Here is a 10,521-nt window from a genome sequence, read left to right on the forward strand (position 1 = left end):
ACTTTGGTAGGTAACTCATTGACCACTACGCGATGGCCCACCCCAAGCCCGGTATCGACACACCCCAACAGGGATCCGTCCAGATCAGCCCCGGTCCCGAAACCCCACCACCCCAGGGGACTTACCCGATTTGTCGTACTCGTGAAAGATAATTCGCGCGGCCGTGGCCTTGGTGGTTCGCGATCCTTCGCGCCAGCCGCGGTCCACGCTTCACAACCGGGTGAGCAGTTGCTCAACTGCGTGTTCGTGGACTGCCGAACCGGCCAGCGCATGCGCCATCGCGCGGGCGGCAATTAGGTCATTTGCTGTATCGACGGTCTCGGGATCTGCCCGGCGGCTTTGCTGTCGACTGCCGCGACGGCGGACGGCGGGCGGCGGGCATGCCGCTAACGTCTGGTCCCTGCGTAGGGTTGTAAACGCGCCTCAAATTCTCGGCCGGCGCCGGCATGAATAATTAAAGCTGTGAGACAGATAATAAAAATGTATTGGTCGATCGGGAATGCTGTAAGCGGCGACCGCACGCGCCGGCAATATTGCCGAGCGCAAGTCCTGGCGGTGCGCGCGGGACGGCCGCCGCGCGGGTACGGGGGCGGCAACCGCCGTGGCGTGGTGGGCCTGGCTCCCAGCGCGTTCATTCAAGCGAGGAGTGTTTGCCGCATCGCTCCCTCGCCTGGTCGCCGGTACCGGTCTCGCAAACTGGTGTTCCCCCGTAACGTTAACTGTGGCCGGTTTAACGTAAGCGAAAAAATCCAAAATGTCGGACTAAATTTTTGCCTGCTGAGGAGTGTCCCACTGCGCGCCTTCTGCGCCAGTGTGGCGCGAGCGCGATACCGCAGGCAATTAGCCGCGAACAGGCCGGGTGTGTTGGGCCGACGGGATGGCCCCATGCCCCATGCTGTGCCGCCGGCGGCCGCCGTGCTCTTTGCTGAGCTTCTGCGACCACCGCAATATCAGCAGTCCGCCAAGCGCGGACTGGGGTTGCTGGCGACCTGAAGGTCGCATAGCCGGTTCATAGGCAGCTCTCAGGGAAGGGTGTTGCCCAGCGACGGAGGCTAACCAACTCGCTCGTGGCGGTTGACCAGCACGCGCGTGCCGAGGCCCGCCGTTCCGCGGAACGCGCACGAAACCGCCCTTGATCGGGGATGCTGACGACCGTCACCGCACAGGAGGGCTCGATGAGTTTCAACCTTGCCGTCATGCTTCGGGAGTCACGTCACGCGCACCCGGACAAACCGTTGTGCCACGTCGCCAACACGACCTTCAGCTACGCGCAGGTCGACGACATCTCCGGTCGGGTCGCCGCCAGCCTGGCCCAGCTCGGGGTGGCCCGCGGCGACAAGGTCGCGGTGCAGTTGCCCAACCTGCCGCACTTCTTGTTCGCCTACTTCGGCATCCTCAAGGCCGGGGCGGTGATGGTGCCGCTCAACCCGCTGCTGCGCGCCCCGGAAGTCGCCTACCACCTCAGCGATTCCGACGCGCGGCTGCTGATCACGTTCGAATCGTTCGCCGAGGAAGCCGTGGCTGGCGCCGAGCGGGTGGACGGGCTGCGCACCTACGTGGTCAACCTGCCCGGCAACACCCAGCGGCCCGCCGGCACCCACAGTTTTGACGAGCTTTACGCCGGCGAGGACACCGGTGAGATCGCGCCGACCGACGCCGAGGACACCGCGGTCATCATCTACACCTCGGGGACCACCGGCAAGCCCAAGGGCGCGGAGCTGACGCATTTCCAGCTGTTCATGAACTGCACCGTCGCCGGGGAACTGTTCGAGTTCCGGGACGACGATGTCGGCCTGGCGGTGCTGCCGCTCTTTCATGTGTTCGGGCTGTCCAGCGTGCTCAACCTGACGGTGCGGTTCGGCGGCACCCTGGTGCTGGTGCCGCGGTTCGAGCCGCAGGCCGTGCTTGAGGCGCTGGCGACGCACCGCTGCACCATCTTCTCCGGGGTGCCGACCATGTACTACGCGCTGCTGGAGGCCGACACCACCGGCCGCGACCTGTCGGCGCTGCGGGTGGGGGTCTCCGGCGGCGCGGCAATTCCCGGCGACGTCATCCGCGCCTTCGAAGAGAAATTTCCCGGCGTGGTGATTCTTGAGGGATACGGGTTGTCGGAGACGGCGTCGACTACGACGTTCAACATCAACGCCGAACAGCGCAAAGTGCTTTCGATCGGCAAACCGATCTGGGGCGTGCAGGTGCGCGTCGTCGACGAAAACGATGTCGAGCTGCCCGCCGGCCCCGAGCATGTCGGCGAGATCGTCATCCGCGGCCACAACCTGATGAAGGGCTACTACAAGAAACCCGAAGCGACCGCGGAAGCCTTCCGGCACGGCTGGTTTCACACCGGCGATCTGGCCTACCGCGACGAGGACGGCTACTTCTTCATCGTCGACCGCAAAAAGGACCTGGTCATCCGCGGCGGCTACAACGTCTATCCCCGCGAGATCGAGGAGGTGCTGTTCGAACATCCCGGCATCGCGGGGGCGGCGGTGATCGGCAAGCCGGACGCCAAGCTGGGCCAGGAGGTGCTGGCGTTCGTCGTCGCGGCGGCCGGTGCGACGCTGGCCCCCGAAGACGTGATCGCGCACTGCAAGGCGCGGCTGGCCGCCTACAAGTACCCGCGCGAGGTGCGGATCGTCGAGTCGCTGCCGATGGGCCCGACCGGAAAGATCCTCAAAAAGGAGCTCAAGCCGTAGTAGTCGGGTCCCCCTCAGCCCCCTGCGCACTACTTAGTCGGTTGCGGCGACCTTAGCGAAATGCCCGACTGCAACGCCGTGGCGATAGTCTGGGAAAAGGCGCGGCGTGGATACCCGGCATGGAGAGGTAGGTGATCTGATGCGGCGGATTCAGATTGACCTCAACCGCCGGAACCGGGCGGGCCAGACGCCCGCGTCGTATGCGGGACCTGCGCCGCAGATCGGCGAGTCGGTGATCGCGTTCGAGCCTGAGGATGGCGTGTGCGTGGATGCACGCGTGGCGTCGGTGCAGCCTGAACGGTGCGTGGTCGCACTCGATGTGGACTGGGATAGCCTGCGCGACGACAGCTTAGACACCGCTCCCTCGCGGACGGGAAAACGGTAAGGTTCCCGTCACGCCGAACGTGCGTCCATGGCGACATTTCGCCCGAATTTCCGCCATGGACGCACGTTCGGCGCGCGGGCACAGGGTCGGCCTGAGCCTCCTCACGCCTGCTCGGCGAGGTACTCCTTGACCAACTGCTTGGGGGCCTGCGTCAGCCAGGCCTCGGTGATCAGTTCGCGCAGTCCGAGCTCCTCGATGGCGTCCAGCCGGACCAGTACCGCCGGGTAGCCGTCGAAATGCGGGGTGGTGAAGAAGATCTCCGGCTCGTCGCCGATCAGCGCGAACTTGACGCCCTCGTCGGCCACCCGTATCCCCAGGATGTCGCCGTTGGGGGCGTCGGCGCCCAAGGCTTCGCGGTCGGATCTGCGCAGTGGTCGTTCCCAGGCGAGCAGCTTCTTGCCTACCCGCCAGTCGTGCGGGGATTGCTCTGCGGTGAGCGGCAGCTCACCCACGACACGGGCGACATCGTCCCAGGTGGCCATATGTCGATTGTGCGCCCAAACAACGCGTTAGGGTGCGCGTCGTGTTGCATTTGCGGGTAATTGCCCCGACCGAATTGCGCGACCACGTCCTGCAGCTGTTCGACCGCGAACCCGGCATCGCGCACGTGGTGCTGCACCGCGACGCCGCCGTGGACCCGGCCGGCGACGTCATCACCGCCGACATCGCGCGGGAAATTGCCAACGACGTCGTCGAACGGCTCAAGGCGTTGCGGCTGGACAAACGCGGCGCAATCACGCTGGAAGTGATCGACACCGTGGTGTCCAAGAGCGCGTATCGGGCCGAGAAGAAGGCGGCTGGCGATCCCGCCGACGCGGTGGTGTGGGAGGAGCTGATCGGGCGCACCCGCGAGGAATCCACCCTCAACCTGACCTTCCTGGCTTTTCTGTGCTTGGCCTGCCTGATCGCGGCGATCGGGGTGGTCACCGAGTCGACGGTGACCGTGGTGGGCGCGATGGTGGTCGGCCCGGAGTTTGGGCCGCTGGCGGCGCTGTCGGTGGCGCTAGTGCGCCGCCGGATGGATCTGGCCCGCCGCGCCTCGCTGGCCCTGGCGGTCGGGTTCCCGGTCGCGATGACGGTGACCGGCCTGGCCACCCTGGCCGGCGAGGCGGCCGGATGGGTGCACCTGGGCGACCCGCGCACCAGCCACGTCGACTTCATCTTCCAGGTCGGCCCCCTGTCGGTGGTGGTGGCGCTGCTGGCCGGCGCGGCCGGCATGCTGTCGCTGACCTCGGCGAAGTCCGCGGCGCTGGTGGGAGTGTTCATCTCGGTGACCACGGTGCCCGCCGCCGGGTTCGCGGTGGTGGCCGCCACGATCGGCGACTGGGATGTAGTCGGCAAGTCGGTGGCGCAGCTGGTGATCAACCTGGTGTCCATCACGGTGGCCGGGGTGCTGGTGCTGGCGGTGCGCCGCCGGCACGCCAACTCCGTGCGCTGACCCGCTGACCCGCTGACAACCGCGCCGAACGTGCGGCTATGGCGGAGATTCGGCGAAATTCCCGCCGTCAGCGCACGTTCGGCGATCGCGGGCGGCGCCGACCCGTCGGAGGATGCCGCCTTCGGTGTCTTCGCAAGTGACTCGGATGTCGCTCCAACCGAGCTCGGCCACCGCCTCCTGACGTCGAATGTCCTTGTTGAATTCCCTGGGGTCGGTGCGGTGGTGATCGCCTTCGTAGTCGACACCGACCTTGAGGTCCTCCCAACCCATGTCCAGCACCGCCACCAGCTGGCCGTACTCGTCGTAGACCGGGATTTGGGTTTGTGGCCGGGGAAACCCGGCGCGGATCAACAGCAGTCGCAGCCAGGTTTCGCGGGGTGACGCGGCGCCCGCGTCGACCAGATCGAGGGCCACCCGGGCGCGCCGGATGCCGCGGCGACCCGAGTAGCGCTGCGCGAGCAGCTCCACGTCGGCGACCTTGAGATGCGTCGCGCGGGCCAGCGCGTCAATGGCCGCGACCGCCTGACCCAGCGGATACCGACACGCGATATCCAGCGGGGTGCGCGCCGGCGTGGTCACCGCGATGCCGCCGACCAGTTCGACCTCGTCATCGCCGATCCGATCCGACCAGGCCCGCACACCCGGCGGCGGCCGGCGATTCGTGCACAGGATCTCCGCCGGTGCGCGGGCGTCCACCCACCTGGCGCCGTGCAGGGCGGCCGCCGACTGGCCCGCCACCACGCCGTGTCGCCGCGACCACAGCCAGGCCGCCCGGGCGCGGGTCAACGCGGTGATCGGTGTGCCCCGCGGCAGGTAGACGTCGGGATGGATCGCCACATATCTGCTGCGCAGCGCGTGCCAGGTCAGCCGGCCGGTGGCGAGTGCTTCGCTGCCAAGAAACGGTGCCCCCATGACCGGAGTGTGCCGTGGGCCACCGACAACCACGCCCAACGTGCGGCCATTGGGAATAAATCGCGGAAACCCCGCCGTGGATGCACGTTGGGCGCGGGCCTGCGCCCTAGGATCGCTCCGGTGCCCGATCGCTACGGTTCCGACGTCTTAGCCAACAATCCCCACCACGCGCGCAAGGTGCGGTCCACCGAGATGCCGGTGGAGATCGGCATGGTGGTCGAAGACGCGCAATCCGGGTATGTCGGCGCGGTGGTGCGGGTCGAGTACGGCCGGATGGATCTGGAAGACCGCAACGGCCGCACCCGCGGCTTCCCGGTCGGTCCGGGCTATCTGATCGACGGCAAGCCGGTGATCCTGACCGCGCCGCGGCGCGCCGCCCCCAAGGCCCCGACCCGCACCGCGTCGGGTTCGGTGGCGGTGCCCAAGGCCCGCGCCCGCACCGCGCTGGCCAGCCGCATCTACGTGGAGGGCCGCCACGACGCCGAACTCGTCGAGCAGGTGTGGGGGGAGGACCTGCGGGTTGAGGGGGTGGTGGTCGAATACCTCGGCGGCGTCGACGATCTGGCCGGCATCGTCGCGGAGTTCCGGCCCGGGCCGGGCCGGCGGCTCGGGGTGCTGGTCGACCACCTGGTCGCCGGGTCCAAGGAATCCCGCATTGCCGACGCGGTGCGGCGCGGCCCCGGCGGGGCGCACACGCTGGTGGTCGGGCACCCGTTCATCGACATCTGGGCGGCGGTCAAGCCGGAACGGATTGGGCGCCAAGTGTGGCCGACGGTGCCGCGCGGGGTGGAGTGGAAGCACGGGGTGTGCGAGGCGCTGGGCTGGAAGCATGCCAACCAGGCCGACATCGCGAAGGCGTGGCAGCGGATCCGGGGCCGGGTCCGTGACTGGAATGACCTGGAGCCCGCGCTGATCGGTCGCGTCGAGGAGCTAATCGACTTCGTCACCCAGGACTGAGCCGCGCCGAGGGATCTCCTTCCCGAAGACTGGCCGCTCCGGGAAGGAGACCCCTCGCCGCGTGGCGACCCTAGAACGGAATCGCGGCGGTGGCGGCTTCGAGCAGCATTTGGGGGATTTCCGCGAAGACGCCGGGCACCACGGTGCCGAGTTCGGCGAACAGTTGGGCGGGATCGAACAGGTCGCCGAGGTTGCCGAGCGCGCCCTCGAACGCCTGCGTGAACCCGCCGAGCAGGCTCGGCAAGTCGACTCCGGCGAGGTCGACGGCGGCCAAGCTCGCCGCGCTCGCGTCCTCGGGCGCGATGGCCGCCGCGATCGCCTGCGGCAGCGTCACGAACAACCCGGTGCCAACACTCTGCGCGAACTGCCCAATCGTCGGCGAGAGAAGCCCCAGGTAGGCATAGGACGTGTGGCCCAGGAATTCCTTGGTGATCCCGTTGAGGACCGCGTCGGTGAACGCGGCAGGAGCACCTGCCAGTGCACCGAACGCTGCCAGCGGATCGCTCTGACCCACCGCGTCGATGATCGCTTGCGCGCTGAGTCCCAGCGAATACGTTCCGGCCCCCATGGCACTGAGGGCGCCGATACCGATCCCCTGCACCTGAAACGCGAATGTTTGCAACGCGCTGCTGATGTTCGAGGTGATGTCGATCGGAACCTTCAGCATGTCGAGCAGCGGAAACCCGGCACCCTGCGCCAGGGCCATAACGGATGCGTTGATCGCGTTCGCCGCCGAGACGGCGTCGCCTCCCATGAGGTCCGTGATGACCGTCTGCAGCGTCGACCCGAGGGCAGTCGGTGCATCGCCGGTGAAGTACGCGGCCAGGCCGGTGACGGAACCTTGCAGTGCGCCGCCGATGGTTTCGGCGTAGCCGATCTGGTTGTCGATGACTTGTTGCAGGATCGGGAATGGGTGCTCGGCCCACGCGGTGCCGATTTGTCCCACGTTGCCGAGGGCCTTGGTGAAGATTTCCAGCCAATCGGTGCTGGGGTCGTTGATTACCGGGGCGGCGGTGAGTTCGACGGCTCGTTGCTGGACCTCGGTCACCAGAGGCGCGGCCACCGGGGTGACGGCGATCATGCTGGCGCCGACGAGGGCGACACCGGCGGTGAGGTAGGGATGCAGGGTGGCGTGCAAAGGATCTCCTTTTGGTGGCTGTGACGCACGACACGGGAAAGTTACCTGATAACATGCTGAGTTTCACGAGTGTTTCGAGCAAATCATTAAAGTTGCTTATGTCGGTTTATTTCCTGCAATGCAACGCATCCGTAAAGTCGCTGATGGGCGGGCTTCCGGCAACCCTTCAGCGAACGTGAGAGGGGCGGGGATTGCGTCAAATCGAAACTATCTGTGCGGAGCCATGAGAACGTGTCTCACCGGAGATAGGCTGTGCCAGTGTCGATGTAGTAACGACGAATCCGCTCGTGGAGTCGAACAAAGACCTCTCCGCTCTTGTGCCGGCGCTCGGTTGGGGCGTTGGCGCAATGCGAGAGTTTTCGACGCGGGGATCTGGGCACTAGGACCCACACGGGTATGGAATGGTGCTTTCCACCAGCTACGTCTAGCAGTACTCCCGGACCGAGAAAGCTATGAATTAACTAAGCGCGATCACTGCACCCCGCTCAGCACCGCGGCCGGTTGGCCGGCTTTCAGCCCGGAGCTGACCCGAGCGCAGCTGTGACCCAGCGCGATGACCTGGGCGCGAGACAGCGGGCCCAGATAGTGGGTGCGCACCAAGTTGCCGAAGGTCACCAGCACCCGTTCGGCACGCCGCCGGCCCGTGTCGGTGATGGTGACTACCACGCCGCGCCGATCGTCGGGGCTGGTACTGCGGTGCAGCAGTCCGGCGGCCGCCATGCGGCGGACCTGTTGGCTCACCCGACTGCGCGACAACATCAACTCGGCCGCCAAGTCGCCCACCCGCAGCCGGCCATCGGGTGCGGCATCCAGCACCTGCAATAGTCGGGCGTCGAAGAAGGTGACGTCGTGGGCGACTAGCAGCTGTCGATCCAACGCCAGATAGAGCCGGGTCGCCGAGTCCAGAAAGCTGTCTAGGCAGCGCTGTTCGGCGGGGTCGATGACGTCAGCACCATCATGACAAAGACACTGTTCGGACATCGCCTTCATCTTGAATCGGTAACCGGCCGCCGGCTGGGACGATCGTCGGCCAAACCGGGACGATCTGCGGGTGCCCCGCGGGAGGACGCTGTTGGTGGACGGCGGGCAGCCCCGCCTACCCACCGTCCACCAAGCGGGCGACCCCTGCCCGCGATCCGGGGATGCTTCGGTGGTGGCCTTCATCTAAAACCAGCATGCCGCTACGAAATTGGCCGATCCTCGACGAAACTCGGATTATCTTTAGCGCCATGACCGAGCTGGCCCGCCTGGTACGGCACCAGGGCGGCGTGCCGGCGTATCGGTACCCGTCCCATCCGGACGCCCCGCCGGTGGCGCTGGTGCGCGTCGGCCATGAGGAGTTGTCCGACCGCGAGCACATCCACAACTTCCCTGCGCTGTGGTACGAGCCGGCGGCGGGCCTCGTCTATGTGATCGGGGCGGGGGAAGTCATCGACCCGGCGCACGTGCGCGGCACGGAGAGCGGGGTCGGGGTGTTCTTCGACCCGGCCGCCCTTGGCGGAGACGGGCATTCGCCATGGCCGACCTGGCGGGCGCATCGGCTGCTGTTCGTGTTCCTGCACGGACAACCCGGTGGCGTGCTGCGCTTAGAGGTGCCCGCGGCGCGGCGGCAGGCCTGGGACACCGCGATTGAGTCAATGGAAGCCGAACTGGTGGCCCGCAAGCAGGGCTACCGCGAGGCGGTGCTGGCGCACCTGACCCTGCTGCTGATCGACCTGGCCCGGCTGGCCGACGAGGCGGTGGGGGATCTGCGTTCCAGCGGCGAACCACTGCTGGCCGAGGTGTTCGCGGTGATCGACGACCGCTACTCCCAGGCGTTGTCGCTGCGCGATGTGGCGGGCGAGGTCGGCGTCACCGCAGGGCATTTGACGACCGTCGTGCGCCGCCGCACCGGACGCACGGTGCAGGAATGGATCACCGAGCGGAGAATGACCGAGGCCCGCCGACTACTGGCCGACACCCACCTGGCGATCGGGGAGATCGCCCGGCGGGTCGGGCTGCCCGATCCGGGGTACTTCACCCGCGTGTTTCGCCGCACCCACGGCATCTCGCCCCGCGCCTGGCGCGCTCGCCCCGCGGCATCCCCGTAGCCACGGGAGGGCCGCCGAATGTACGCTCACGGCGGAAAAATCGCGAAAACTCCGCCGTCAGCGCACACTCGGCGCGCGGGGTGCGCACAAAGGGCGCCCGCCAACCTCAGGGTTGCGCCGGGGCGACCCGGCCGCCGGATAGCCGCCGATAGGTGTAGACCTGAACCAATATCGCGACCGGCATCGCGACGATGAGGCCCACGCCGCAGAGCATCTCACCGACGAAGATCACCGCCATCTGCACCAGGTAGGACAGGAACGTGTCGCCGATGTTGTTTTTCACCGTCGTGTAGCTGGCCTTGAGCGCATCCATCGGTGGTAGCGATCGGTCGATGACGAACGGGATGGTGAACTGCGCCAGGAACGCGACGATGAGACCCGGGATAACGCACAGCAGGCTGCCCACGAAGACCAGCCCACCGACCAGTAAAAGGGCGACAAGAACCTGGCCGACGTTGCGCAGACTGAAGAATGACCCGATGGTCACCGGTTTACCGTCGGCGATCTCCAAACACCCGGACAGGTAGGCGGCCTGGGTGAGCATCGCCACCACAATCACGATCAGGTAGCAGAGCATGGCGATCACGACCGCGGCGGCTCCCGGGCCGCTGCCGTCCGACCCTCCGGCCATGACTCCCACCGCGATCATGGTGGGCACCGCGAGCAGCGCCCCGTAGGCCAGGAACGGAACGATCAGCGCCGCGGCGTTCTTGCTGAATTTGTTCCACGCCCAGTTGAAAGCCTCCCCGGCGTCGAACCGTCGGCCCGGCGGCGGCCCGTATCCCGGCTGAGGGTAGCCCGGTGGGGCGCCGTAGCTCGTGGGCGGACCATAGGCGGGGGGCTGCGGCGGATAGCCCGGCGGTTGCGGCGGATACCACGGGGTTTGCGGCGGATACCACGGGGGC

The 10,521-nt window shown here is 67.1% G+C and carries 10 protein-coding genes; 5 read left to right on the forward strand and 5 right to left on the reverse strand.

Annotated elements, in window-relative coordinates:
* Window positions 1-1,175: 1,175 nt before the first annotated feature.
* Together BKN37_RS23205 and BKN37_RS23210 are read left to right on the forward strand one after the other, a co-directional pair.
* Window positions 1,176-2,696: a long-chain-fatty-acid--CoA ligase gene (locus BKN37_RS23205; RefSeq protein ID WP_071029298.1), complete on the forward strand. Its 1,521-nt coding sequence runs from the start codon at window positions 1,176-1,178 to the stop codon at window positions 2,694-2,696.
* 139 nt (window positions 2,697-2,835) lie between these two features.
* On the forward strand, window positions 2,836-3,081 hold the full coding sequence (locus BKN37_RS23210; RefSeq protein ID WP_071029291.1) for a hypothetical protein: 246 nt from the start codon (window positions 2,836-2,838) through the stop codon (window positions 3,079-3,081).
* Window positions 3,082-3,182: 101 nt separating this feature from the next.
* On the opposite strand, the gene BKN37_RS23215 is transcribed toward BKN37_RS23210, so the two are convergent.
* Window positions 3,183-3,563: an MmcQ/YjbR family DNA-binding protein gene (locus tag BKN37_RS23215; RefSeq protein ID WP_071029292.1), complete on the reverse strand. Its 381-nt coding sequence runs from the start codon at window positions 3,561-3,563 to the stop codon at window positions 3,183-3,185.
* A gap of 41 nt (window positions 3,564-3,604) precedes the next feature.
* On the opposite strand from BKN37_RS23215, the gene BKN37_RS23220 reads away from it, so the two are divergent.
* A complete protein-coding gene (locus tag BKN37_RS23220; RefSeq protein ID WP_071029299.1) occupies window positions 3,605-4,519 on the forward strand; it encodes a DUF389 domain-containing protein in 915 nt (304 codons plus the stop codon).
* Window positions 4,520-4,555: 36 nt separating this feature from the next.
* Here the strand turns inward: BKN37_RS23220 and BKN37_RS23225 are convergent, their stop codons facing one another.
* Complete coding sequence (locus BKN37_RS23225) at window positions 4,556-5,431, reverse strand: hypothetical protein (protein WP_071029293.1); 876 nt, start codon at window positions 5,429-5,431, stop codon at window positions 4,556-4,558.
* A 120-nt stretch (window positions 5,432-5,551) separates the two neighbouring features.
* Between BKN37_RS23225 and BKN37_RS23230 the strand changes: the two genes are divergently transcribed.
* Complete coding sequence (locus BKN37_RS23230) at window positions 5,552-6,388, forward strand: DUF3097 domain-containing protein (protein ID WP_071029294.1); 837 nt, start codon at window positions 5,552-5,554, stop codon at window positions 6,386-6,388.
* 70 nt (window positions 6,389-6,458) lie between these two features.
* Here the strand turns inward: BKN37_RS23230 and BKN37_RS23235 are convergent, their stop codons facing one another.
* Complete coding sequence (locus BKN37_RS23235; RefSeq protein WP_071029295.1) at window positions 6,459-7,526, reverse strand: hypothetical protein; 1,068 nt, start codon at window positions 7,524-7,526, stop codon at window positions 6,459-6,461.
* 471 nt (window positions 7,527-7,997) lie between these two features.
* A complete protein-coding gene (locus BKN37_RS23240) occupies window positions 7,998-8,507 on the reverse strand; it encodes a MarR family winged helix-turn-helix transcriptional regulator (protein ID WP_071029300.1) in 510 nt (169 codons plus the stop codon).
* A gap of 248 nt (window positions 8,508-8,755) precedes the next feature.
* On the opposite strand from BKN37_RS23240, the gene BKN37_RS23245 reads away from it, so the two are divergent.
* The gene (locus BKN37_RS23245) at window positions 8,756-9,616 is read left to right on the forward strand and encodes a helix-turn-helix transcriptional regulator (RefSeq protein WP_071029296.1); all 861 of its coding nucleotides are present in this window, start codon (window positions 8,756-8,758) and stop codon (window positions 9,614-9,616) included.
* Between the two features lie 106 nt (window positions 9,617-9,722).
* Here BKN37_RS23245 and BKN37_RS23250 read toward each other — a convergent pair.
* A partial coding sequence (locus BKN37_RS23250; protein ID WP_071029297.1) for a hypothetical protein occupies window positions 9,723-10,521 on the reverse strand: 799 nt, incomplete at its 5' end.

Origin of the sequence: Mycobacterium talmoniae, from assembly GCF_001854525.1 — a bacterium.
Lineage (GTDB): Bacteria > Actinomycetota > Actinomycetes > Mycobacteriales > Mycobacteriaceae > Mycobacterium > Mycobacterium talmoniae.

Bases quoted from the DNA above. Each gene is read 5' to 3' on its own strand.
- BKN37_RS23205 (WP_071029298.1), top strand. From the start codon at position 1,176: ATGAGTTTCAACCTTGCCGTCATGCTTCGGGAGTCACGTCACGCGCAC.
- BKN37_RS23210 (WP_071029291.1), top strand. From the start codon at position 2,836: ATGCGGCGGATTCAGATTGACCTCAACCGCCGGAACCGGGCGGGCCAG.
- BKN37_RS23215 (WP_071029292.1), bottom strand. From the start codon at position 3,563: ATGGCCACCTGGGACGATGTCGCCCGTGTCGTGGGTGAGCTGCCGCTC.
- BKN37_RS23225 (WP_071029293.1), bottom strand. From the start codon at position 5,431: ATGGGGGCACCGTTTCTTGGCAGCGAAGCACTCGCCACCGGCCGGCTG.
- BKN37_RS23240 (WP_071029300.1), bottom strand. From the start codon at position 8,507: ATGTCCGAACAGTGTCTTTGTCATGATGGTGCTGACGTCATCGACCCC.
- BKN37_RS23245 (WP_071029296.1), top strand. From the start codon at position 8,756: ATGACCGAGCTGGCCCGCCTGGTACGGCACCAGGGCGGCGTGCCGGCG.